Source organism: Mycobacteroides chelonae CCUG 47445 (assembly GCF_001632805.1).
In the GTDB taxonomy this organism is placed as follows: domain Bacteria; phylum Actinomycetota; class Actinomycetes; order Mycobacteriales; family Mycobacteriaceae; genus Mycobacterium; species Mycobacterium chelonae.
On the sequence record NZ_CP007220.1, the window covers coordinates 2,004,739 to 2,027,635 of the forward strand.

Sequence of the window (22,897 nt, forward strand, 5' to 3'; positions counted from 1 at the left end):
ACTGTCACGTTTTCGATAACAATCCGGTGGTCAGTTTGGTTTTTACGGCCGTCGGGTTTCGTCGCCCCGGATTGCTTTGGCTATCGTTGCCATGGCCCCTCAGGCAGGTGGCCCGCCGGGGAGCGGGAAGTGACGAAAAGGAACTTGTGTAGATGAGTGGGACGGACAACCCAGGGTCGGGGACTCCCGGGGAAGTTCCGGATCTGGACGGTCCGAACGCGGATGGCGCAGCTGCTGACTCTTCCGGGCCGGATTCCGCCGCGTTTCATTCACAGGCGTATTCGGCGCCCGAATCCGAGCAATTCACCAGCCCGTACGTGCCGTACGACGAGTACGACACCCAGCTGGTCGACGGTGAGGAGCCACCTCCGCCGCGGTGGCCCTGGGTCGTCGGGGTGGCGGCGATCATCGCCGCCATCACCTTGGTGGCATCCGTCGCCCTGCTGGTGGCCGGACGCTCGGACGAGACGACCGGTGCCGCCAAGAGCACCTCGGTCACGCCGACGCCGAGCACGACGCCGTGGAACGAGATCATCACCACCACGACGGAACCTCCGCCTCCTCCACCGCCGCCGCCCACCACTGAGCCGCCGCCACCTCCGCCTCCGCCGGTAGTGACCGAGACCGTGACGGTGGAACCTCCGGTTCCGGTGCCCCCGCCGCCCCCGCCGCCGGTGACGACGCATGAGGCCCCGCCGCCGGTGACGACCACCACGCCGCCGCCGCCTCCACCGCCGACAACCACGACCCCGGCCGGGCCTCGGCAGATTACGTACTCGGTGACGGGTTCAAAGGCCCCGCTTGACCGCATCTCGATCACGTGGACCGACGGCTCTGGGCGCACACGGGTGAACCCGAACGTCTACATCCCGTGGTCGATCACCGTCACCCCGATCTCGAACTCGGAGATCGGTTCGGTATCGGCGAGCAGCTTCCTGCGCCTGAGCCAGCTCAACTGCACGATCACCACCAGCGATGGCCAGGTTCTGTCCGCCAACAACAACAATTCGGCGCAGGCAACCTGCTGATGTCAGCGGGTCGATTGGCCAAGCCACTGGAGGCACTTGCCGGTCCGGTGCGTCGATCCTCTCCGGAGGCCATCGACCGGATGCTTATCGGGCTGTGCGCCGTCATCTGGCTGGCGTTCGTCGGGATGCTGGTCGGCGCCATCGTCGTGATGACCGGGCTGGGGGAGGGGACCGAGTCGTCGGGCTCCTCTAGATCTTCCTGGGGGATCTACATCGTTATCGGGGTGTCGCTGGCCGTCATCATCGGCGCCGTGCCGCTGCTACTGCGCGCCCGTAAGACGGCCGCTCAGCGCACGACGCGGGGCCCGTCAAAAGCCGCACCTAAATCCAAGGGTGCCAATGCTTCCGGGGCTGGCAGTGAGCCATCGGGTCCGCCTCCCACGGAAGCCTCGACCGAGAAGCTCAAGACATTCGGCGGACTCGCGGACCACACGAGCCATGTCCCGAAGGATTACAGCGGGCCCGGGTCACCGGCCTATCGGGCTGCCGCCGAGGCGGCATCGAAATCGGTGGTGGTCGATCGGCTGTGGCTACGCGCCACCGTAGGGATCGCCGGTGCGATCGGTCTGGCGCTGCTGGCGGTGGTCACAGGTGCTTATCTGCTGGCAGTGGACAGTGATACCGCTGCCATCGTCGCGTTCGTGTTCGGCGGGGTGATCACCTGCGCGATGGGCGCGATTCCGTGGGTGACCCTCAAGAAGCTGCGTGAGCTCGGTGCGTCGGGGTCTTAATCTGCGATTCCTGCGCGGGCAACGACTTTCGTGATGGTGGCGCGCACCAGCGATTCCTCCGGAACCGCGTTACGACGGCCAAAATCCTCGGCCAGCTCGGCTCCCATGTAGCGTCCACCGATCCTGGTCGCCCATTCGCGCATCTCATCGAGATCACTGGTCAGCCGCGCCTCCGCGGAAAACTGGACGTAGGAGTAGGGCGGGCGCTGGTCGTCGACGGCCAGTGAGATGCGCGGATCACGTCGAATGGCCTTGCCCTTCAACGTTTCCGTGCCCGTCGTGAAGATCAGCTCATCGCCGCCGGATCCCTCATGGAGCAGAAACCAGACCGGTGTCACGATGGGTGCACCGTTGGCCCGCACCAGCCCCAGCATCCCGGTGCGGGTGCCCTCGGTAGCGAAGGCCCACCATTGCTCGCGAGTCATCTCGTGCATACGGCCAGGGTAAAGCAGTTGGGCCCGGCACACTTTCGTATGCGGGGCCCAACTGTCGAACTGACTTCTAGTGGCCGTGACCGTTTGTTGCCGGCTCGCCGTCCTGGTACTCCTTCAGAGCGAGCAGCGACTTGTGGTGCGCCTCGTGTTCGGCTTCCACCAGTGCGGCTTGTTCGTCGGCGGGGTCGGCGAACAGGAACGAGCCGGTGCCGGGTGCGCCGGCCGATCCGAGCTTGTTCATGCGCTGTGGCACTGCGGCGCCCTGGTATTCCAGGGGGATGGCGTGGCCGTGCTCGTCGACACCGGCCAGTGGCTGGTGCAGCTCGATGTATTCACCGTGCGGCAGTCGCTTGATGATGCCGGTCTCGATGCCGTGTTCGAGTACTGCGCGGTCGCTGCGTTGCAGGCCGATGGCCCAGCGGTAGGCCAGGTAGTACACGACGATCGGCAAGATGACCATGCCGATACGGCCGATCCACGTCGTCGCGTTCAGCGAGATATGGAACTTCAACGCGATGATGTCGTTCATCGCGGCCAGTGTCAGGATCATGTAGAACGAGATCGCCGCCGCGCCGATGGCGGTGCGGACCGGAGCGTCACGCGGACGCTGCAGCAGGTTGTGATGCGCATCGTCGCCGGTCAGCTTCTTCTCGATGAATGGGTACATGGTCAGCAGACCGAACACCACACCCATGATGATCGCCACCGCGAACACCGCGGGCACGGTGTGCCCGAAGATGTACAGCTCCCATGCGGGCCACAGACGGGCCAGGCCCTCTGTCCATTGCATGTAGAAGTCGGGCTGGCTGCCCGCCGACACCTGCGAGGGCTTGTAGGGGCCCAGCAACCAGATGGGGTTGATCTGCAGCAGGCCACTCATCAGCGCCAGGATGGCGGTGGTGAAAGCGAAGAACGCTCCACCCTTGAGCGCGAACACCGGCAGGATGCGCACGCCGACGACATTGGTTTCCTTGGCGCCCGGCCCGGGGAACTGCGTGTGCTTCTGGTACCACACCAGCGCCAGGTGAACGGCGATGAGCGCCAGGATGATCGCGGGGATCAACAGGATGTGCAGCGCGTACATGCGCGGGATCCAGATGTTGCCGGGGAAGTCGCCGCCGAACAGCGCCCAGTGCATCCAGGTGCCGACGACCGGGATGCCCAAGGTGATCGAGGACATCGCGGCGCGCAGGCCGATACCGGAGAGCAGGTCGTCGGGCAGCGAGTAACCGAAGTAGCCCTCGAACATCGCCAGAATCAGCAGCAGCGAGCCGATGACCCAGTTGGCCTCGCGGGGGCGGCGGAATGCGCCGGTGAAGAAGATGCGGGCCAGGTGCACCATGATCGAGGCCGCGAACATCAGCGCCGCCCAGTGGTGGATCTGTCGCACGAAGAGGCCGCCGCGCACCTCGAAGCTGATGTTCAGCGCGGTCTCGTACGCCTTGGACATCTGCACACCGCGTAGCGGCTGGTAGACGCCGTTGTAGGTGACCTCGGCCATCGACGGGTCGAAGAACAGGGTCAGATACACGCCCGAGAGCAGCAGGATGATGAAGCTGTAGAGCGCGATCTCACCGAGCATGAACGACCAGTGCGTGGGGAAGACCTTGTTGATCTGCCGCTTCATTCCGGCGGCGAGGTGATACCGAGAGTCCATCGCCTCGCCCTGGGCGGCGGCGATCTTGCCTAGACGTGACGGCTTTTGGGCTGTGTCACTCATGATTTGCGCTCCCAGAATGCGGGTCCGACGGGTTCAACGAAGTCGCCATTGGCGACGAGGTATCCGTCCTTGTCGACGGTGATCGGCAGCTGTGCCAGCGCACGGGCGGCCGGCCCGAAGATGGGCTTGGCGAAGTGCAGTGCGTCGAACTGCGACTGGTGGCACGGGCACAGGATGCGGTAGGTCTGCTGCTCGAAAAGTGATGTGGGGCAACCCAGGTGCGAGCAGATCTTGGTGTACGCGAACAGGTCGCCGTAGTTGAAGCTTTCCTGTCCCTTGCGCTTGATCACCTTGCCCATATCGCTGGGCCGCACCCGGATGATCATCACCGGGTTACGCACGCCCATGGCGATATGCGACAGCTTCTCGTGCGATTCGACGGTGGTGCCGTCGCCATCGGACTCGCGCCACGGGAACACGGTCTCCATGCCACCGGCGTCGATGTCCTCGGGACGGATCTTCAGCAGGATTTGGGAGCTGCTGCCGACGGCCCGGCCCAGGTAGATGGTTTCGCCCTTGTACCGCGGGGTCCAGCCGCTGGTGAGCAGCACCGGCTGCTTGCCGTTGGCGGTGGGGACCACGGGGGCCCAGGGGTTCTTGATCAAGCCACCGATGAAGGCGACCGCGGTACCGGCTCCCATGGCGCCGACGCCGAACCCGAGGGCCCGGATCACCATCTTGCGGCGGGGGAGTGTCGAGGTCTCCAGGGTGTCCTGCAGCTGCGCGACGATGGTCTTGCGGTCTACCTCGGACGAGCCCGGGCCGTCGTGGCGGTCCTGGATCGAGATCTCCTGGGGGACAAACTTCTTGGTGTAGAGCACCGCGCCGATACCCAGCGAGAGCACCGACAGGCCCAGGGTCAGGCCGTACAGCGGCGTCGCCAGGTTGTACATGGCGTTGCCCGGGTCCCCGAACGGCTTGTACTCCCAGGGCCAGAACAGGAACACCCCGAGCAGGGCCAGACCGAACACGCCACCGAGCGCGAACCACAGGGCGACAAGACGCTCGGCGCGCTTCTCGGCCTTGGTGCCCTCGACGGGCCAACGTGGTTCGCGGTAGACGATCTCGACACCGTCGAGGTTGGTGCCCAGCTTGACCAGCTCATCGCGGCTCATGGCCGCGAGCTGCTCGTCGGAGGGAATCTCTACTTTGGGATCGCCACTCACGCGCGCGCTCCAATCCACAGTGCCGCGGCAATGGCGGCGACGATGCCGATGATCCAAATGGCCATGCCCTCAGAAGCCGGGCCGAAGCCGCCCAGGCCGTAACCACCCGGGTCGGGGGTCTCGCTCGACGCCTTGACGTAGGCGACGATGTCCCTCTTCTCCTCGGGGGTCAGCTGACGGTCGGAGAACTTGGGCATGTTCTGTGGGCCGGTCAGCATGGCGGTGTAGATCTGCTGCTCATTGGCCGGGTCGAGCTCGGGGGCGAACTTGCCCGACGAGAGGGCGCCGCCGCGTCCGGTGAAGTTGTGGCAGGACGCGCAGTTCAACCGGAACAGATCGCCACCGCGGGCGATGTTGTTGCCGCGCAGCGACTCCTGAGCAATGGCGCCATCGCCGTCACGGATGACCTGGGGTCCGCCGCCATTGGCCTGGATGTAGGCGCCGAGGGCATCGGTCTGCTCCTCGTCGAAGATCGGGTCCTTGCGCTGGGCCTGGGCCTCGTTGCGCATCGCCGGCATACGGCCGGTGGACACCTGGAAATAGACGGCCGCGTCACCCACGCCGATGAGGCTGGGGCCGCGGTCGGGCACACCCTGCAGGTTGGCGCCGTGACAGGTGATGCACGAGGTTTCGTACAGCTGCTTACCGGTGCGCAGCAGCGCCGACTTGTCTTCGTCGGCCACCGCGACCTGCGGGGTGGGCGTGAAGGTAGAGGCCAAGCCACCGGCAACCACCAGCGCGATCAACAGCAGCAAACCTGCTGAGATGCGACGGCGGAACTTGCGGCGCGCACGATTCTTGGCGGCTGTGTTGTTTACGGGCTCCACGCTCAACTGTGGGGCTCCCTTCACCGGGTTGGGCTTCGTCATGGGGCTGTCAGCGGACAAAGTAGATGGTGGCGAACAATGCGACCCACACGATGTCGACGAAGTGCCAGTAGTAGGACACGACGATCGCGGAGGTGGCCTGGGCCGGAGTGAACTTACTCATCCGGGTGCGAATCAGGAGGTAGACGAAAGCGACCAGGCCGCCGATGACGTGCAGACCGTGGAAGCCGGTGGCCAGGTAGAAGGTTGAGCCATAGGCGCTACTCGCGATGGTGGTGCCCTCGTGCACGAGGTTCATGTACTCGTAGCCCTGTCCGAGGACGAAGAACGTGCCCATGATGAGAGTGATGACGTACCAGCGGCGCAGCCCGAAAACATCGCCGCGCTCTGCAGCGAACACACCCATCTGACAGGTGAAGGACGAGGCGACCAGCACAGCGGTCACGGGGATGGCAAGACCCAGGTTCAGCTCGGTGGGCTCCGGCGGCCAGTTGCCACCGGACTGCGCCCGAGCGGTGAAGTAGAACGCAAAGAGTCCAGCAAAGAACATCAACTCACTGGAAAGCCACACAATGGTGCCAACACTCACCATATTGGGCCGGTTCAGTGAATGAACCCGCTGGGTAATGGCGGTTCCCGCCGGCGATCCTGGGGCTGCTGCGGTCGTCACGTCGTAAGTATGACGCTTTGTAGTTGTCGAGAGCCACCCGGGTCCGACATTGATTTGTGACCGACTCCCGACAACGCGTGTGGCCTCTGATGAGAGCGGCACCGGTGACCTGCGTCCGGCGTGTCGCGGCCCGCCTGGGAGGCATTTAGTCCTTTGTTGTCCGGGTTGTCTCCATGGGACCATTTGCGGCGTGCTGGAACATTCCTGGCCCCAGGTATTGGGCGAGCTGACCAACCGTCGTGACCTGTCCGCGGGTCAGGCGGCCTGGGCCATGGACCAGATCATGACCGGCGCGGCCACCCCCGCTCAGATCGCGGCCTTCGGGGTGTCGATGCGGATGAAGCGCCCGACCTCCGATGAGGTCGGTGAGCTGGCCGACACCATGCTGTCGCACGCGATCGAATTTCCGTCGGGCGGGCAGGACGGCCGGATCGGCGCGAACGCCGTGGACATCGTCGGCACCGGGGGTGACGGCGCGAACACGGTGAACCTGTCCACCATGGCGTCCATCGTGGTGGCGGCGTGCGGAGTGCCGGTGGTCAAGCACGGCAACCGGGCCGCGTCCTCATTGGCTGGTGGTGCCGACACGCTGGAGACGCTGGGTGTACGTATCGATCTGGGGCCCGAAGCGGTGATGCGCAGCGTCGCCGAGGTGGGAATCGGCTTCTGCTTCGCGCCGCACTTTCATCCGTCCTACAGGTACGCCTCCGTGGTGCGCCGCGAGATCGGTGTACCCACGGTCTTCAATTTGCTTGGCCCGCTGACCAACCCGGCCCGTCCGCGGGCGGGCCTGATCGGCTGCGCGTTCGCCGATCTGGCGGAGGTGACGGCGGGTGTCTTCGCCGGACGCGGATCCAGCGTGCTGGTGGTGCACGGTGACGACGGGCTCGACGAGCTGACCACCACCACGACCAGCACCATCTGGCGGGTTCAGGCGGGCACCGTCGACACGCTGCGGTTCGATCCGGCGGCGTTCGGTTTCGCGCGCGCCCGGCTCGAGGAGCTCGTCGGCGGCGATCCGGAGTTCAATGCCGCGGAGGTACGGGCGGTGCTTGGTGGTCGCACCGGTGCCGTCCGGGATGCGGTGATACTCAACGCCGCGGGCGCCATGGTTGCCCACGCCGGGCTGGCCAGCGACGCCCAATGGGTGCCTGCCTGGGAGGACGCGCTGACCCGGGTGTCCACCGCGATCGACTCCGGCGCAGCGGCGGCGCTGCTGGACAAGTGGATCGTCGTCAGCCAACGGCTCGGGGCGCAATAGCACGCCCGGGCCTGATCAGCTCGGCCATGCCCCAGTCGTCGCGGAGGACGGCGCTGGCCATGCGCGCGCTGCGTGCGGTCAACGCCCAATCTCGCAGGGGCCCCGAACATCCCGTCGGCTCGGCATAACCGTCGGTCGAGGACACGATGCGTACCCCGGGCTCGGCCAACCAACGGGTGATCAGTCCGGTCTCCTCGGGTGCTGCCCCGCCGAACGGTTCGGCAGACGGCAGCACCACCTGGGCCGACGCGGACGCGGCCGCCACCACCGGCATCGGGGGGACACTGCGTCGCGCGACCGCGGCACCGGCCAGCTGACCGTGTCGCATCACCGCGATCTGCCATCCGCCGTCACCGTCGGGACGCGCGGCGATCAGCTCTTCGATGCGCGCGAGGGCCTGCAGACGGTGCTGGCGGGCCAGTGCCTCGATGAGGGCGGCCGTCGCATCGCGTTGCCGCGCGGCGCTTTCGTAGCGGCGCAGCCCACCGAGTTCGGCAACCCGGTCGCACATGGTGTGCAGCGGTTGTCCCTCAACGCCGTCGAGGACCGCCTGCGCGGTCATGAGGGCGTCTCCATATTCGGCGGCGTCCACGCCGGTGGGGCCTGGGCACGGGGAGGCGGTGTCGTGTGGGTAGGACTGGCCGTTGCAGGCGGGACCGTGTCGCCCCGTGGCCCCGATACGCGCGGCACACGTACGGACGCCGGTGAACCGGGCCAGCGCCAGGGCGGCGGCCGTGGCGTCACCCCGGGCCCGAAACGGGCCCAGCATCCGGCGCCCGTTCGTGGTCCGGACCACGGCGAAACGGGGGAATGGTTCCTCGGTGAGCACCACCCACCACCAGCGATGCGGGAATCGCGACTTCCTGTTGTACGGCGGTGCGTGGGCACCCAGCAGTCGCAGCTCGCGAACCGCGGCCTCCAGCGGGTGCGCACACGTCACGTGGTCCACCGAGGTGGCGATGGTGACCATCTCGCGCATCCGGCCACGCGGGTCCGCGCCGGTGAAGTACTGCTGCACCCGTCGGCGCAGGTTGACCGCGGTGCCCACGTACAGCACCTCGCCGGACGGCCCGCGAAACAGGTAAACGCCTGGGGCGTAAGGCATTCCATCGGCAAGTGAACGTTTGCCCCGCAAGGCGTTGGGCACTTGGGTGCGGTACCGGTGCAGCTCTGCCATGGTGTCGACGCCCTGGTTGCCCACCCGGCCGATCAAGGCATGCAGCACGTCGACGGTGGCCCGGGCGTCATCCAGGGCCCGGTGATTGGGGGTGGTCGATGCGCCGAGCAGCTGAGCCAGCGCGCCCAGGCTGACCCGTGGTGCCTCGTCGCGGGTCAGCACCCGGCGGGCCAGCCGGACCGTGCACAGCACCGTGGGCTGTGGCCAGTCGATCCCACACTGCCGCGCCGCCGCCTTGAGGAAACCGATATCGAAGCCGGCGTTATGGGCGACAAGTACTGCTCCGCGGGCGAATTCGAGAAACGTCGGCAGCACCTGTTCGATAGGCGGAGCGTCCACCAGCATCGCTGAGGTGATGCCGGTGAGGCGGACGATCTGTGGCGGCAGCGATCGCTTCGGGTCGACTAGCGTGGCCAGTTCTCCGAGCACCTCGCCACCACGCACCTTGACCGCGCCGATCTCGGTGATTGCGTCGTTTTCCGCGCTTCCGCCGGTCGTCTCCAGGTCCACCACCACGAAGGTGGTGTCACGCAGTGCTTGTACCGACGGGGCTTGCGCCGACGACCCCGGCGAGGAGTGCACCTCGTCGAAGGTCAGCTGCGTCATGACCTGACCGTATGACCCGGGACCGACATATCGGGGTCACGCCACGGGGGTACAGATCAATGCGAGCGCGTCGTTGGTGGTGTCGACGCCACGGTCGCCGATCTTCTCCTCGAGCCGGGACCGCAACACGCTGCGCGCGGCGGCATCGAGTGTGAGGTGATTGGAGTAGGTGAAGACCATGTCCAGGTACGCCTGTGTGGAGAAGTGCGGGCGGTCCAGGAAGTGGGAGTGGCGCACGTGGTAGCCGGATTTCTCGATGGTCGCCGAGACGGTGTCCTCGGTGTTGATGGAGGGGCGCTTGGTGGTGTCCATGAAATCGGCGTAGACGGTGTCCAGGTCCTGCTGAGTCGGTGAGGTTGGCACGATGCGGTTCCACACCAGTGCGAGGCGGCCTCCCGGACGAAGCACGGTCAACACCTTCCGCAGCGCCGCGGTGGGCTCAACCCAGTGGAAGGACTGCGCGAAGAGCACGAGATCGAACGTCCGGCCGGTCGGCTGCCAGTCCTCGAATGTGGCCACCTCGACGTCGATGCCCTTGGCGGCCGCGATCTGTGCCATGCGTGCGTCCGGTTCAACGGCCAGCACCTCGGCGCCGGCCGCGGCCAGTTGTGCTGCCGCAATCCCGGTACCCGCTCCCACGTCGAGGGCGCGCGTATGGCCGCCGGACACAAGTGCGTCGATCAGAGGTTGCGGGTACCGGGGGCGGTGACGGTCGTAGGCATCGGCGGAGCTCCCAAACGATTCGGCCCGGCGGCGGTCGGTATGCGCTGGTTGCGACTGTTCCGTCATACCGCAAGGGTGCCAGGCAACGCTCACTTGTCGGTGGGCGCAGTTACCGTCCGCCTGAACCCGAAAGAACGACTGATGGGAAAGGAGGAGCCATGCTTATCGATTGCGACGATTGCGCGATGCGCGGCCCGGGATGCGGTGACTGCGTGGTCAGCGTGCTGTTGGGGGTGCCCCAGACGCTCGCCGACGACGAACGTGCGGCGCTGGCTGTCCTGGCCGAAGCCGGGATGGCGCCCAGGCTGCGTCTGGTGCCGATTCAGCGCACATACGACACGCCTGATTCGGCGAAGACGCCCGATGCCGGAGTCGCATAGGGCACACTCGAAATAGGTGCTTGATGGCCCACCCCGGGAACGGGGAGGAGAACCGACACTTACGCGACACTGACGTCGTTTCCCACTGCGGTGGACAACGTCGATGCCATTTCGTAACCTATCTGAGACCTATCGGCGCCGTAGTTCGCGGCGATTAAATTGCAGTAAAGGGATGTTGTCTTGAGTGTCGGGCGTCTTCTTCGAAATCATTCGGATCGATCGACGCCCTCATCTCTTCGGCGCACGATGCTTGCAATGACCGCTGCCGCGCTGGTCGGCGGGGTATTTGCGGGAGGTCAGGTCGCGACTGCCGACCCCAACAACGACGCCGTGAAGAAGCTCAATGAGCTGTCTCGCCAGGCTGAGGCAACCTCCGAAGCAGCTAACTCGGCGAAGATTGACCTCGACGCCAAACTGGCGGCTCAGCGTGATGCCGAGAAGGCTGTTCTCGCCGATGAGGCCGTCGCCAAGGCTGCGCGCATGGCGGTCTCCACGTATCAAGTCGACGTCAACAAGGCGATGGTCGCCGCGTACATGGGTGGTAACACCAGCGGCTACGGTGCCGTGCTGACCTCCAACTCTCCGCAGAACCTGATCGACCAGTTGTCGGTGCAGCGCACGGTGGGAACCGAGATGCGTAGCCGGATGGACAGCTATCGCGCCGCGCAGTCCTCGGCCGATGAGGCCGAGCAGCGGTCCCGTGACGCCGTCGAGCAGGCCCGGGTGGCCGCCGAGCAGGCCAAGAACGTCCGCGCCTCGCTGCAGGCCAAGCAGAGCCAGCTGCAGGTGCAGATCGCGGTCGTCAAGTCGCAGTACAACACCCTGAACCCCGGCCAGCGTGCTCAGCTGGCGGCACTGGCACCCGTGCCCCCGCCGCCTCCGGTGGAGCCCGGCCAGGCCCCGGATGCTCCGGAGCCGCTGATGCAGGCTGCGGCCGCCGCCCCCGCACCGGAAGTCGCCGTCGGCGGTGGAGGTTCGGCGGTCGGTGCGAACGCTGTCGCCGCGGCATTGACCCGCATCGGTGCGCCGTACTCGTGGGGCGGTTCCGGGCCCAACGCCTTCGACTGCTCGGGCCTGGTGATGTGGGCCTACGGCCAGCAGGGTGTTTCACTGCCGCACTCCAGTCAGGCGCTCGTCCGTGGTGGTACGCCCGTGGCGCTCAGTGATCTGCAGCCGGGTGACGTCATCAATTTCTACGGGGACGCCTCGCACACCGGTATCTATGTCGGCAACGGCATGATGGTGCACGCCTCCACCTACGGTGTTCCCGTCGCGGTCGCGCCGATCACCTCCTCCGGCCCGATCTACAACGCACGCCGCTACTGAGCCGCGGCCGTCGCGCGCGGGTGTCCGGGGTAGCACGCTGGACATCGCTGGTCTTGGTGGTTCTGCTGATCATCTGCGGTTGTCGTGCACAGTCCGCCGCGCCGGTGACCGATGTACGTACAGCGATTCAGGCATTGCTGACGCGCTACTCCGAGGCCTTGCGCAGCGGTGATATCGCGGCACTGGACGCCGTTCTCGCTCCCGACAGATCCAGCTTTGTCGAGGCTCAACGCGGGCTACAGAAGAACCTGTCGAGGCTGAAGACGGACAGATTCGAGTATCGGCTGGCCACCGAGGTTCCAGCCGATCCCGTTGCGCCGCATCAACAATGGACATTGGACGTGGCGCTGTTCTATGCGGTCAGCGGAGTGGACAAGGTTGCCGTCAGGCGCCCCGCCACTGTCGGAGTGCTGCACGCCAACGACACCTGGCGGATGGTCGACGCCAGCGCGGTCGCGGTTCCGTGGCAGTTCGCGCCCGCGGTCGAGACGCGGAGCAGGCTGGGGGACCGGGACGTGGTGGTGCTCGGGCATCCTGGTTCGGTGGTCGCGCCACGTCTTGCCGACGAGATCGCCGGTGCGTTGACGGCGCTGTCGGAATTCTGGGGACCGCAGTGGCAGGCGGGAGTGCTACTGGTCGCGGCAGAATCAGACGCCGAGTTCGCTGCTCTTGTCGGAGGCGAAGATACCGATGGAATAGCCGCCGCCGCCGTCGCCGACCGTGTCGAAAGCGGAGTCGCCGTGGGACAACGGGTGATATTCGCACCGGGCGCGGCGGGACTGCCACCCGATCAGTTCCGTGTGGTGCTGCGTCATGAACTCTTCCATGCCGCGGCCCGCACGGTCACCGGCGATCACGCACCCCTCTGGTTGGTGGAGGGGGTGGCCGATTACAACGGGCGCCGGGGCAGCGGCACCCCCTTCCGGAACGCGGCGCCCACATTGGCCAGTGCCCTTGCCGTGGGACGGATTCCGGATCATCTGCCCACTGACGAAGAAATCGAGAGTCCGGGAACCAAACGCACACAGGCATACGAGGAGGCTTGGTCGGTGGCGCAGTATGTGGCCGAAACCTTCGGTGAAACCAAGCTGGTACAGCTGTACCGGTATGGGGCCGGTATCTCGCCGAGTGCGCAGGGTGTGGCCATCCAGCAGGCGTTGGGCGTCGATGAGGCGACACTGGTACGGCAGTGGCAGAGCTGGCTCGGCTCTCGTCTACTACGGTAGGCGTCGTGACATTTCAGCCTGGCGGCCGACGGCATCGGATCCTGTTGGTCACCAACGATTTTCCGCCCAGGCCCGGGGGTATTCAGTCCTACCTGCAAGAGTTGGTGACCCACCTGGCCGGATCGCATGAGGTGACCGTGTACGCGCCGCGGTGGAAAGGATGCGAGCGATACGATGCCGCGGCCGACTATCAGGTGGTGCGGCACCCGACCTCGTTGATGCTTCCGAGCCCTGGTGTCCGCCAGCGCATGGTGGACCTCATCAGATCGCAGCACTCCGACGTGGTGTGGTTCGGCGCGGCCGCGCCGTTGGCGCTGTTGTCGTCGGCCGCCAAGGCGGCGGGAGCCGCCGTCACGGCCGCCAGCACGCACGGGCACGAGGTCGGCTGGTCGATGCTCCCGGTGGCACGGTCCGCCTTACGGCAGATCGGCGAGAGCACCGACGTGATCACCTACGTCAGCCGCTACACACGCGGACGCTTCGCGGCGGCCTTCGGTCCGCGCGCCGCACTGGAACATCTGCCCGCCGGAGTCGACACCAATAGATTCCGTCCTGACCCGGTGGCACGCGAGGAGCTGCGACGCCGCTACGGGCTCGGCGAGCGGCCGACCATCGTGTGCGTGTCCCGGCTCGTTCCGCGTAAGGGCCAAGACATGCTCATCGAGGCGCTGCCGGCGATCCGGGAACGTGTTGACGGTGCGGCGCTGGTGATCGTGGGTGGTGGTCCGTACGCGGAACCGTTGCGGGCGTTGGCCAGTCGAGTCGGTGTCGATGAGCATGTGATGTTCACCGGTGGTGTGCCATGGGAGGAGCTACCCGCTCATCACGCGATGGGCGATGTCTTCGCGATGCCCTGCCGTACCCGTGGAGCGGGGCTCGACGTGGAGGGGCTGGGGATAGTGTTCCTAGAGGCGTCGGCCTGCGGAGTCCCGGTGGTCGCCGGAAACTCAGGGGGCGCACCGGAAACCGTGCGTGACGGTGAGACGGGGCTTGTCGTCGATGGCAGATCGCTACCCGCGATCACGGACGCGATCGTCCAGATCCTGTCCGATCCGGTGCGGGCCGCAGCTATGGGGGAGGCGGGGCGTTCCTGGGTGACCGATCACTGGCGCTGGGATCACCATGCCGCCCGGTTCGCCGAGTTGGTCAGCGGCTCTGCATAAGCTTGGCTGGTGGAGCCTGTCGAACATGCGCGGCACACGCGCGAGGTGTACGACCGGCTTGCGCCGGTCTGGTCAGCGACCACCGATGACGGGCCATTCAATGGACTGCTGGAGAGACCGGCGCTGAGGTCACTGGTCCCGCGCCCCCTCAAAGGCAGGGCGGTCCTGGATGTCGGATGCGGTTCGGGCGCTCAGTGCGCATGGCTTCTCGACGAGGGGGCGAACGTCACCGGGGTGGACCTGAGCCCCGTGATGATCGAGCAGGCTCGCCGCCGCTGTGGCTCGCGGGCCAACCTGTTGGTCGCTGACATGGCCGAACCCCTGCCCCTCGAGTCCCGGTCGTTTGATGGCGTGACGTGTTCGCTTGCCTTGCACTACCTGCGTGACTGGCAGGTACCGCTCGCGTCCTTCGCCAGGGTTCTGCGCCCCGGTGGCTGGGCGGTGATCTCGCTGGATCATCCCTTTGGCGCCCCGTTGCCCGATCAGAGCGACGGATACTTTCAGTGTCAGCTTGTCAGCGATACCTGGAACAAAGCGGATGTAGAGGTGACCCAATACTTTTGGAGACGTCCACTTGCGCAGGTGGTCGATGCGTTCGCTGAGGCAGGGTTCGTCGTCGAGCGCATCGTGGAACCGCAGCCATCCCGTGAGGCGATGTTGCGTTATCCCACCGCGCTACAGAACGTCGTCGACTCACCCAGCTTTATCGTCTATCGACTGCGCTACTCGGGTGACCCCGAGTAGATCGCGTCGATGTCTGCCGCGAACTTCTCGGCCACCACATTGCGCTTCACCTTGAGCGTCGGCGTCATCTCGCCGGTGGCTTCGGTGAAGTCAACCGGCAAGATCCGGAACTTCTTGATGGCTTCGGCATGGGAGACAACCTGATTGGCCGCCTTGACGGCGGTCTCGATCTCCGCGAGTAGATCGGGATCCTGGACCAGGTCGGCGACGGTGGCCTCGGCGGGCTTGCCATTGCGCTGCTTCCAGCCGTCGATGGCTTCGGGGTCAATGGTGATGAGCGCTCCGATGAACGGCTGCTTGTCGCCGACGGCCATCGCCTGACTGATCAACGGATGAGCGCGCAGCTGATCCTCCAGCACCGCGGGTGCGACGTTCTTACCGCCGGCGGTAACGATGATTTCCTTCTTGCGACCGGTGATCGTGACGAAGCCGTCCTCATCGATCGCGCCCAGGTCGCCGGTGTGGAACCAGCCATCCACGATCGACTCGCTGGTCGCGGTCGGGTTGTTCCAGTACCCGCTGAATACGACGCCACCGGACACCAGTAGTTCGCCGTCGTCGCCGAGCTTCACGGCGTTACCGGGCAATGGCCTACCGACACTGCCGATCTTGAGCCCACCGATCACGTTCACCGCGCAGGCTGCTGTCGTTTCGGTGAGCCCGTAGCCCTCGTAGATGGTCAGGCCGACGCCGCGGTAGAAGTGACCGAGTCGGGCACCCAGCGGCGCTCCACCGGAGATCGATGCCACGCATTCTCCGCCGAGCGCCGCACGCAGCTTGCCGTAGACCAGCTTGTCGAAGGCGGCGCGCTTGGCGCGCAACACGATGCCCGGCCCGCCGTTGTCCAGTGCCTGGCTGTACTCGACGGCGGTGTCGAAAATCTTTCCCTTGCCGTCGTTTTGGGCGTTCTGGCGAGCGGTGTTGTACACCTTCTCGAAGATGCGGGGGACAGAGACGATGAAGGTGGGCTTGAAGATCCCGAACGTCGGTACCAGCGTCTTGATGTCACTGGTGAATCCGACGCTCACCTTGGACTGGAAGCACGCCATCGCGATACCGCGCGCGAGTACGTGTGCCAGCGGCAGGAAGATCAGTGTCCGGCTGCCCTTCTGCAAGTAATCAGGGAAAACGGCACGCGCACCGCGGGTTTCGTACACCAGGTTGGAGTGGGTGAGCTGGCAGCCTTTGGGGCGGCCGGTGGTTCCCGAGGTGTAGATGAGTGTCGCGGGATCGCTGGCCTTGATGGCGCCGAGTCGGCCGCTGAGCTCGGCGGGGTCAACACCGGACCCAGCGTCGGCGAGCTCATCGAGAGCCGCGGGGGCAGTAGAACTGGCGATGTGAAACACGGTGCGCAGGTTGGGGAGTTCGGGTGCTAGTTCTTCGGCGATCTTGGCATGCGCATCGGTCTCCACGAACAGCGCCACCGCTGCGGAATCCTGCAACACCCACCGGACCTGATCGGCCGAGGACGTCTCGTAGATGGGAACGGTGATGGCGCCGATCGACAGCACTGCATAGTCGATGATCGTCCACTCGTACCGTGTCGCCGAGATCAGTGCCACGCGATCACCGGGCGCCACGCCCTTGGCGATCAGGCCGTTGGCCACCGCACGGATCTGCGCGGCGGCCTCCGCGTAGGTGACGGGCGTCCACGTGTCGTCGATGAGACGGGAGAACGCCGCCTGGTTGGGGTCTTCACGCTCGTAGTCGTAGACGGCATGAACAACCGATGCGTTGTCCTCGACAGTGAATGGGGCAGGAACGCTGAACTCTCGCACCTGCTCAGACTAGTCGTGGCCTCAGGATCGTCGAAGACGTTGCCGCATTTCCTTCGGCGGCGAGGCTTAAGCTAGTGCGCGATGAACAGCATTCAGGTCGCCGACCAGACCTTTATCGCCGCAGATCCCGCGGACATCGGCCGCGCTATCTCGAACCCCGCCGATTGGCGCCGTTGGTGGCCTGACCTGCAGCTCAACGTTGTCGAGGAGCGCGGCGAAAAGGGCATCCGCTGGACGGTTGCCGGGCCTCTCACCGGAACAATGGAGGTGTGGCTGGAGCCCGCGCTGGACGGGGCGATCCTGCACTACTTCCTGCACGCCGAGCCGACCGGAGCCAGCGCCGCACAGGTGGCCAAGCTGAATCTGGCCCAGCTCAATCACGCGCGTCGGGTCACCGGCAAGCGGTTCGCCTTCGGGGTCAAGCAGCGGCTCGAGGCGGGCCGGACGATTGGCGAATCGTGGGTGCCGCAGGCCTGATCAGGCGGCGGCGAGCACGACCAGCGGGATGGGTCGGGACGTCGCCCGCTGGTAGGCGCTGTAATGACCAGAGTTGTTGGTGTCGGCTAACTTCCACAACCGCTCGTAATCCGTGTCGCCGGGCAGAAGTGCCGTCGCGCGGACGCGGCGCCGGTGCCGGCCCAATTGCACCTGTACCTCCGGGTGGGCCTTCAGGTTGTGGTACCAGGCAGGATTGCGCCGCGCGCCACCATTAGAGGCCACGATGACGAGATTGTCGCCGTCTTTGGCATAGGTCAGCGAGTTGATGCGCTGTGCCCCGGTCTTGGCCCCGATGGAGGTCAGCAGCAGGCTGGGGGCCATTCCCGGAACGTGATGACCCAGATAGCCTTTCGACGCGATGTAGATGCTCTGGTGCACACCGAGCACCTTCGCCACCAGACGGCTCATGGGCGTCTCTCCTTCGCGCAGCTGCGGCGAATTGCCAGGATGGGAGTATCCGAGCGCCAGGGAGAAGGGTACCGTCTGTCAGGTGGCTGAGAAGACTACCCAAACGATTGCCATCGATGCCGAACCCGGCAAAGTGATGGCGGTGATCGCCGATATCGGCGCCTACCCGGAATGGGTGTCGGAGTACAAGGAAACCGAGGTGCTCGACACCGACTCCGAAGGCAGGGTCAAACGTGCCCGGTTGGTGCTTGACGCCGGTGTCCTCAAGGACACCCAGGTCCTGGAGTACGTGTGGTCTCCGGATGGCCGCAAGGTCACCTGGACCTTGGCGGAGAGTTCCCTCTTACGGTCGCTGGAAGGGACATACCTTTTGGCGCCCAAGGGGTCTGGTACCGAGGTGACGTATGAGCTCGCGGTCGACCTTCAAATTCCGATGATCGGAATGCTCAAGCGCAAGGCCGAACGCAAGATCACCGACTCCGCACTCAAGGATTTGAAGAAGCGAGTCGAATCTGACCGCTAGCGACGTCGGGGAGGATCTCGTGTCCGACCCCGCAGACGTCGCCCCCGATGTCCACGCGCCGTTGACAGCCACCATCGGCCTTTTCGTAGGCAAGGGGGGTGTGGGCAAGTCGACGCTGGCCGGTGCCACCGCGGTGCGGTACGCGCGCGCCGGGCAGCGGGTGCTCGCCGTATCGACCGACCAAGCGCATTCCCTCGGCGACGTCTTCGGTGTTCGGGTGGATCCCACCCCGGGGGCTCATTGCGTGCGGGTGATCGAGGACCCGTATGGCGGACAACTCGACGTGATGGCCCTGGACACCCTGGGGCTGCTGGAGCAGCGTTGGGGTGACATCGCCGCGACGATCGCCGAGCAGTACCCCGAATCTGACATCGGATCGCTTGCCCCCGAAGAGCTTTCCGCACTGCCGGGTGTGCAGGAAATGCTCGGGCTGCATGAGGTTCAACAACTCGCTGATACCGGGGAATGGGATGTTGTCGTGGTCGACTGCGCCTCGACAGCAGACGCGTTGCGCATGCTGACTCTGCCCGGAACCTTCGCGATGTATCTGGAACGGGCTTGGCCGCGGCATCGCCGACTCGGCGGTATCGGCACGCCTCGCGCCCTGATACTGGCCGAATTACTTGAACGCGTTGCGGCGTCGGCGGATCGGCTTGCGGGCTTGCTTTCGGATGCCGAACGGGTGGGGGCTCATCTGGTGTTGACTCCCGAACGGGTAGTGGTGGCAGAGGCCATCCGTACCGTCGGGGCGCTGGCGCTGATGGGTGTGCGCATCGATCAAGTGATCGTCAATCAGGTTCTCATTCAAGATGATTCGTATGAGTACCACAATCTGCCCGCACATCCGGCATTCGACTGGTACATGCAGCGCATCGCCGACCAGGCCGCGGTTCTCGATGAGATGGGGGAGGCGATCGGGGACGTGGAGATGCTGTTGGTGCCGCATCTGCCGCGCGAGCCCATCGGGCCAGAGGCTCTGGGTGAACTGGCCGAATCGGTCCGGCGGCGCGATGGAGCTAAGCCCCCGGCGCCGCTGGCCACCATCGTCGAGCGCGAATCCGGGTCCGGAGCGGACACCGTATATCTGTTGCGGCTAGAGTTACCGCAGATCGATCCGGCCACGTTGAGCCTCGGCCGGGTGCGAGATGACCTGGTCATCGGCGCAAATGGGATGCGCCGGCGGGTCCGGCTGGCCTCCGTGCTGCGGCGCTGTGTGGTTGTCGATGCCCGGCTCGTCGGTGGCGAGCTGACCATACGGTTTAGAGCGGATCCGGAGGTGTGGCCTACGTGACGGGTACCCATCCGGAACTCGCCCCCGAACTGCGGGCGTTGGCCGCCTCGATCCTCGACAAGCTCGACCCGGCGCTGCGGCAGGCCGCTCGCGCTCCCGCGGACGGTGCCGCTCCCGGAAAATGCAACCAGCTGTTCTGCCCGGTCTGTGCGTTGGCCGCCCTCGTCGAAGGTGAGCATCATCCGCTGTTGGCGACGATCGCCGAACACAGCCTTGCGCTGGTGATGGTGGTACGGGCGATGTTGGAGGCCGAAGGCTCGGGCGGTCCTGACGATCCCGATGACGGTCCCGAGGGTGGTTATCGCAGTCCGTTTCCAACCCCGCCGCCGAGTTCGCAATCGACTGGGTACCAACCCATCCCGGTCGATATCGACGAGTGACGAGCATCCGTGCCCGTTCTGGGACGTGGCGTCCCATATTTCCGGGACCTTAGACACTCCACGGAGATTCGTCGTCGCCGAGGGTAAGCTCGGCGCCAGCCCCGTGCTGCTCATGGGGATCGGGAGAGGATGCGCGCGATGTTCTATTGGCTGCTGAAGTACATCTTCATGGGGCCGATCTTGCAGCTGATGGGCCGGCCCAAGGTAGAAGGTCTGGAGAACATTCCATCGTCCGGGCCGGCGATCCTGGCCGGAAACCATCTCGCCGTGGTCGATAGCTTCTTCCTTCCGTTGGTCTCTACGCGCCGGGTGACGTTCCTGGCCAAGAGCGAGTACTTCACCGAGCCCGGTTTCAAGGGCTGGCTCAAGAAGGTGTTCTTCAGTGGAGCCGGGCAGGTGCCGATCGACCGGACCAGTGCCGACGCCGCCGAGAACGCGCTGGGCACCGCCAAGCGGCTACTCGGCGAGGGCAAGCTGCTGGGCATCTACCCCGAAGGCACCCGATCCCCGGACGGGCGTCTCTACAAGGGCAAGACGGGCCTGGCGCGCATGGCGCTGGCCACCGGGGTACCCGTCATCCCGATCGCGATGGTCGGCACCAATGTGATGAACCCGCCGGGCACGGCGCGCTGGCACTTTTCCAAGGTCACCGTGAAAATCGGCAAGCCGTTGGACTTCTCCCGCTTCGATGGGATGGCCGGGAACCGCTTCATCGAACGTGCGGTCATCGACGAGGTGATGTACGAACTGATGCAGCTGTCCGGTCAGGAGTACGTCGACATCTATGCGGCGTCGCTCAAGGACAAGCCTGCGGAGCCTCCGCAGCAACCCGACCGCATCCCGGAGAGCGCCGCCGGTTAATCGGGGTGCCGTGCATCTTCCCTGCATCTGAGGTGGCAGCTCGCTATGGGGCGTGGGTCAGCTATCCGCGCCGGTACCGTTACTCTTGAGGCCACCCGCGGGAGAACTGAGAGATGCGAGGGCCGTGCCGAATTCAATAAACGAAACCGCCATCGCGGACGGCGGCTCCGTTCGTCGAGTTGCCAGATGGATCACGTGGGGTGGCCCGCTCGTCCTCGCCGTCGCCCTGCTGCTGCACGCGGTCGTCTTCATTCACTGGCCGACATACGCACTGCAGATCGACGTGTTGGTGTATCGATTCGGTGGCACGCGCGTACTGGACGGACTGGACCTTTACTCGATCGGGCGCAACGGCGAGATCGACGATCTGCTGTTCACCTACACCCCGTTCGCGGCATTGGTATTCACCCCGTTGGCCTTCATCACCGATTTCACCGCGCAGGTCCTGTCGCTCGTGGTGTTCCCGGCGCTGCTCGTCTACTCGGTGTGGCGCATGCTGGCCTGGCTGAATGTCTCCGCCAAGGCCGGGCTGTGGGGGCTGCTGGCCCTGCTGGTCGGTCTGGTTTCGTGGCTGGAGCCGGTCCGGCTCTCCATTCAGCTGGGCCAGATCAATCTGCTGATCCTGGCGGTGGTGGTGACGGACCTCCTGGCGCCCAAGCGGTGGAAGTTGGCCGGCATCGGCATCGGCATCGTGGCCGGCATCAAGCTGACCCCGATGATCTTCATCGTCTTCTTGTTCCTGGTGGGGCGGATTCGCGCGGCCGTCGTCGCGGCCGTCACGCTGATCGCCACCATCGGTCTGGGCTTCATCTTCCTGCCCTCCGCCTCGCACTACTACTGGGTGGACCGTGCCTTCGAGAAGATCAGCCGCATCACCCGTGATCCCACCGCGAGCACCAGCATCAGCGGGCTTTTTCTCAGATTGAACCTGTCGGCCGGAACGGCCACCGCACTGTCGGTGCTGGTGATTGTGGCGAGCCTGGTGGTCGCGGTTCTGGCCTACCGGCGCGATCAGCTGCTGCTGGCGATCTCGATCGTGGGCATGGCATCGGCGGCGGCCTCGCCGTTCAGCTGGAGCCATCACTGGGTGTGGTTCGTGCCATTGGTCGTTCATCTGGGCTACCGCGGCTATGTGCTGGGTAAACGGGCGTCCGCGATCACGATGTGGGCATTCTGTGCGGTGTTCGCGGCGTGGTTCACCAGCCTGAGCGGCAAGACGCCGGACTCCGGTGCGTTGACGTTACGACCTGGTGGCGTCCTGAACGATCTGATCCCCAGTCTGTATGTGTTCGTTCATCTCGGAGTGCTCGTGGCCAGTTGGATATGGCTGCGGCGTGATCCGACGGACGTGAACGATGTTGTGCGCGAAGATGAGCCGACACAGGCCGATGAGCTGGCGCCGGCTTCTCCGGCGCACAACTAGGCGGCCCGCGTGCGTTACTTCTACGACACCGAGTTCATCGACGATGGCCGCACCATCGAACTCATCTCCATCGGGATGGTGTGCGAAGACGGCCGTGAGTACTACGCCGTCTCCACCGCCTTCGATCCGCAGCAGGCGGGTCCGTGGGTGCGCCAGAACGTCCTGCCCAAACTGCCCGCGCTGTCGTCGCCGCTGTGGCGCTCACGCGGGCAGATTCGCGACGAGCTGGCCGAGTTCCTCGGACTCAACGGTGGCGGGCCGGCCGACCCGATCGAGCTGTGGGCCTGGGTGGGTGCCTATGACCACGTGGCGCTGTGTCAGCTGTGGGGGGCCATGACGGAGCTGCCGCAGCCGGTTCCCCGCTTCACCCTCGAACTCAAGCAGCTGTGGTACGAGCTGGGCCGCCCGGCGGTGCCGAAACGGCCCGCCGACTCACACGATGCCCTGGTGGATGCCCGGTACAACCTGGCCCGCTACCGCGCGATGGTTCCGCCGGGCTGATCACCGCGAATCCCGGGTGAAAATCCGCTGGTAAGGGGCGGTTAAGATGGGT

The 22,897-nt window shown here is 65.5% G+C and carries 24 protein-coding genes; 15 read left to right on the plus strand and 9 right to left on the minus strand.

The features are described from left to right. The first annotated feature begins 152 nt into the window (after nt 1-152). Together BB28_RS09950 and BB28_RS09955 are read left to right on the plus strand one after the other, a co-directional pair. Entirely contained in the window at nt 153-1,028 is an 876-nt protein-coding gene (locus BB28_RS09950; protein ID WP_064393452.1) for a hypothetical protein, read from the plus strand. After that, nucleotides 1,028-1,759, plus strand: a complete 732-nt coding sequence (locus tag BB28_RS09955) for a DUF2561 family protein (protein ID WP_046253391.1) — start codon at nt 1,028-1,030, stop codon at nt 1,757-1,759. The genes BB28_RS09950 and BB28_RS09955 overlap by 1 nt, the downstream gene beginning before the upstream one ends. Here BB28_RS09955 and BB28_RS09960 read toward each other — a convergent pair. The 5 genes from BB28_RS09960 to ctaE all read right to left on the minus strand — a co-directional run bounded on the left by BB28_RS09960 (nt 1,756) and on the right by ctaE (nt 6,498). Further along, nucleotides 1,756-2,193 (minus strand): PPOX class F420-dependent oxidoreductase, encoded by a 438-nt coding sequence (locus BB28_RS09960; RefSeq protein WP_046253392.1) that lies wholly within the window; start codon nt 2,191-2,193, stop codon nt 1,756-1,758. The two genes, BB28_RS09955 and BB28_RS09960, sit on opposite strands and share 4 nt — an antisense overlap. 67 nt (nt 2,194-2,260) lie before the next feature. Further along, complete coding sequence (qcrB, locus tag BB28_RS09965; RefSeq protein WP_046253393.1) at nt 2,261-3,913, minus strand: cytochrome bc1 complex cytochrome b subunit; 1,653 nt, start codon at nt 3,911-3,913, stop codon at nt 2,261-2,263. Beyond that, complete coding sequence (gene qcrA / locus BB28_RS09970) at nt 3,910-5,097, minus strand: cytochrome bc1 complex Rieske iron-sulfur subunit (RefSeq protein WP_164514100.1); 1,188 nt, start codon at nt 5,095-5,097, stop codon at nt 3,910-3,912. Before qcrA ends, qcrB begins: the two co-directional genes overlap by 4 nt. Continuing rightward, a complete protein-coding gene (gene qcrC / locus BB28_RS09975) occupies nt 5,076-5,948 on the minus strand; it encodes a cytochrome bc1 complex diheme cytochrome c subunit (protein WP_030095463.1) in 873 nt (290 codons plus the stop codon). The genes qcrA and qcrC overlap by 22 nt, the downstream gene beginning before the upstream one ends. A gap of 7 nt (nt 5,949-5,955) precedes the next feature. Continuing rightward, nucleotides 5,956-6,498 (minus strand): aa3-type cytochrome oxidase subunit III, encoded by a 543-nt coding sequence (ctaE, locus tag BB28_RS09980; RefSeq protein WP_030095464.1) that lies wholly within the window; start codon nt 6,496-6,498, stop codon nt 5,956-5,958. Nucleotides 6,499-6,766: 268 nt separating this feature from the next. Between ctaE and trpD the strand changes: the two genes are divergently transcribed. Further along, nucleotides 6,767-7,837, plus strand: a complete 1,071-nt coding sequence (gene trpD, locus BB28_RS09985) for an anthranilate phosphoribosyltransferase (protein WP_046253394.1) — start codon at nt 6,767-6,769, stop codon at nt 7,835-7,837. On the opposite strand, the gene BB28_RS09990 is transcribed toward trpD, so the two are convergent. Together BB28_RS09990 and BB28_RS09995 are read right to left on the minus strand one after the other, a co-directional pair. Beyond that, the gene (locus BB28_RS09990) at nt 7,812-9,620 is read right to left on the minus strand and encodes a DEDD exonuclease domain-containing protein (protein ID WP_046253395.1); all 1,809 of its coding nucleotides are present in this window, start codon (nt 9,618-9,620) and stop codon (nt 7,812-7,814) included. The genes trpD and BB28_RS09990 overlap by 26 nt on opposite strands. Before the next feature lie 36 nt (nt 9,621-9,656). Next, nucleotides 9,657-10,409 (minus strand): class I SAM-dependent methyltransferase, encoded by a 753-nt coding sequence (locus BB28_RS09995; protein WP_046253396.1) that lies wholly within the window; start codon nt 10,407-10,409, stop codon nt 9,657-9,659. A gap of 92 nt (nt 10,410-10,501) precedes the next feature. On the opposite strand from BB28_RS09995, the gene BB28_RS10000 reads away from it, so the two are divergent. The 5 genes from BB28_RS10000 (at nt 10,502) to BB28_RS10020 (ending at nt 15,182) form a co-directional block, all read left to right on the plus strand. After that, a complete protein-coding gene (locus BB28_RS10000) occupies nt 10,502-10,723 on the plus strand; it encodes a hypothetical protein (protein ID WP_046253397.1) in 222 nt (73 codons plus the stop codon). A gap of 180 nt (nt 10,724-10,903) precedes the next feature. Beyond that, nucleotides 10,904-12,049, plus strand: coding sequence for a peptidoglycan hydrolase RipC (gene ripC / locus BB28_RS10005; RefSeq protein ID WP_109550591.1), 1,146 nt, complete (start codon nt 10,904-10,906; stop codon nt 12,047-12,049). A 65-nt stretch (nt 12,050-12,114) separates the two neighbouring features. Next, nucleotides 12,115-13,275, plus strand: coding sequence for a hypothetical protein (locus tag BB28_RS10010; protein ID WP_046255716.1), 1,161 nt, complete (start codon nt 12,115-12,117; stop codon nt 13,273-13,275). A 5-nt stretch (nt 13,276-13,280) separates the two neighbouring features. Beyond that, nucleotides 13,281-14,438 carry a glycosyltransferase family 4 protein gene (locus tag BB28_RS10015; protein WP_046253399.1) on the plus strand — a complete coding sequence of 386 codons (1,158 nt, stop codon included), beginning with the start codon at nt 13,281-13,283 and terminating at the stop codon, nt 14,436-14,438. A 9-nt stretch (nt 14,439-14,447) separates the two neighbouring features. After that, nucleotides 14,448-15,182, plus strand: a complete 735-nt coding sequence (locus tag BB28_RS10020) for a class I SAM-dependent methyltransferase (protein ID WP_052740201.1) — start codon at nt 14,448-14,450, stop codon at nt 15,180-15,182. Here the strand turns inward: BB28_RS10020 and BB28_RS10025 are convergent. After that, the gene (locus tag BB28_RS10025) at nt 15,161-16,960 is read right to left on the minus strand and encodes an AMP-dependent synthetase/ligase (RefSeq protein WP_046253400.1); all 1,800 of its coding nucleotides are present in this window, start codon (nt 16,958-16,960) and stop codon (nt 15,161-15,163) included. The genes BB28_RS10020 and BB28_RS10025 overlap by 22 nt on opposite strands. Nucleotides 16,961-17,041: 81 nt before the next feature. Between BB28_RS10025 and BB28_RS10030 the strand changes: the two genes are divergently transcribed. Then, on the plus strand, nt 17,042-17,437 hold the full coding sequence (locus BB28_RS10030; protein WP_030095473.1) for a hypothetical protein: 396 nt from the start codon (nt 17,042-17,044) through the stop codon (nt 17,435-17,437). On the opposite strand, the gene BB28_RS10035 is transcribed toward BB28_RS10030, so the two are convergent. Next, the gene (locus BB28_RS10035; RefSeq protein ID WP_046253401.1) at nt 17,438-17,866 is read right to left on the minus strand and encodes a nitroreductase family deazaflavin-dependent oxidoreductase; all 429 of its coding nucleotides are present in this window, start codon (nt 17,864-17,866) and stop codon (nt 17,438-17,440) included. A gap of 82 nt (nt 17,867-17,948) precedes the next feature. On the opposite strand from BB28_RS10035, the gene BB28_RS10040 reads away from it, so the two are divergent. The 6 genes from BB28_RS10040 (at nt 17,949) to BB28_RS10065 (ending at nt 22,845) form a co-directional block, all read left to right on the plus strand. Next, nucleotides 17,949-18,389: an SRPBCC family protein gene (locus BB28_RS10040; protein WP_005060860.1), complete on the plus strand. Its 441-nt coding sequence runs from the start codon at nt 17,949-17,951 to the stop codon at nt 18,387-18,389. A gap of 19 nt (nt 18,390-18,408) precedes the next feature. Continuing rightward, on the plus strand, nt 18,409-19,680 hold the full coding sequence (locus tag BB28_RS10045; protein ID WP_075874187.1) for an ArsA family ATPase: 1,272 nt from the start codon (nt 18,409-18,411) through the stop codon (nt 19,678-19,680). Beyond that, on the plus strand, nt 19,677-20,060 hold the full coding sequence (locus BB28_RS10050) for a hypothetical protein (protein WP_046255719.1): 384 nt from the start codon (nt 19,677-19,679) through the stop codon (nt 20,058-20,060). Before BB28_RS10045 ends, BB28_RS10050 begins: the two co-directional genes overlap by 4 nt. A 138-nt stretch (nt 20,061-20,198) precedes the next feature. After that, entirely contained in the window at nt 20,199-20,921 is a 723-nt protein-coding gene (locus tag BB28_RS10055; RefSeq protein ID WP_046255720.1) for a lysophospholipid acyltransferase family protein, read from the plus strand. 124 nt (nt 20,922-21,045) lie between these two features. After that, nucleotides 21,046-22,344 (plus strand): glycosyltransferase 87 family protein, encoded by a 1,299-nt coding sequence (locus BB28_RS10060; RefSeq protein WP_046253402.1) that lies wholly within the window; start codon nt 21,046-21,048, stop codon nt 22,342-22,344. 9 nt (nt 22,345-22,353) lie between these two features. Further along, entirely contained in the window at nt 22,354-22,845 is a 492-nt protein-coding gene (locus BB28_RS10065; protein WP_046253403.1) for a polyadenylate-specific 3'-exoribonuclease AS, read from the plus strand. Nucleotides 22,846-22,897: the final 52 nt, after the last annotated feature.

Coding starts and splice junctions, on each gene's coding strand:
- BB28_RS10030 (WP_030095473.1), top strand. CDS start 17,042: ATGAACAGCATTCAGGTCGCCGACCAGACCTTTATCGCCGCAGATCCC.
- BB28_RS10000 (WP_046253397.1), top strand. CDS start 10,502: ATGCTTATCGATTGCGACGATTGCGCGATGCGCGGCCCGGGATGCGGT.
- BB28_RS09960 (WP_046253392.1), bottom strand. CDS start 2,193: ATGCACGAGATGACTCGCGAGCAATGGTGGGCCTTCGCTACCGAGGGC.
- BB28_RS10055 (WP_046255720.1), top strand. CDS start 20,199: ATGTTCTATTGGCTGCTGAAGTACATCTTCATGGGGCCGATCTTGCAG.
- BB28_RS09955 (WP_046253391.1), top strand. CDS start 1,028: ATGTCAGCGGGTCGATTGGCCAAGCCACTGGAGGCACTTGCCGGTCCG.
- qcrC (WP_030095463.1), bottom strand. CDS start 5,948: ATGACGAAGCCCAACCCGGTGAAGGGAGCCCCACAGTTGAGCGTGGAG.
- BB28_RS09995 (WP_046253396.1), bottom strand. CDS start 10,409: ATGACGGAACAGTCGCAACCAGCGCATACCGACCGCCGCCGGGCCGAA.
- ctaE (WP_030095464.1), bottom strand. CDS start 6,498: ATGGTGAGTGTTGGCACCATTGTGTGGCTTTCCAGTGAGTTGATGTTC.
- BB28_RS09950 (WP_064393452.1), top strand. CDS start 153: ATGAGTGGGACGGACAACCCAGGGTCGGGGACTCCCGGGGAAGTTCCG.
- BB28_RS09990 (WP_046253395.1), bottom strand. CDS start 9,620: ATGACGCAGCTGACCTTCGACGAGGTGCACTCCTCGCCGGGGTCGTCG.
- BB28_RS10035 (WP_046253401.1), bottom strand. CDS start 17,866: ATGAGCCGTCTGGTGGCGAAGGTGCTCGGTGTGCACCAGAGCATCTAC.
- qcrB (WP_046253393.1), bottom strand. CDS start 3,913: ATGAGTGACACAGCCCAAAAGCCGTCACGTCTAGGCAAGATCGCCGCC.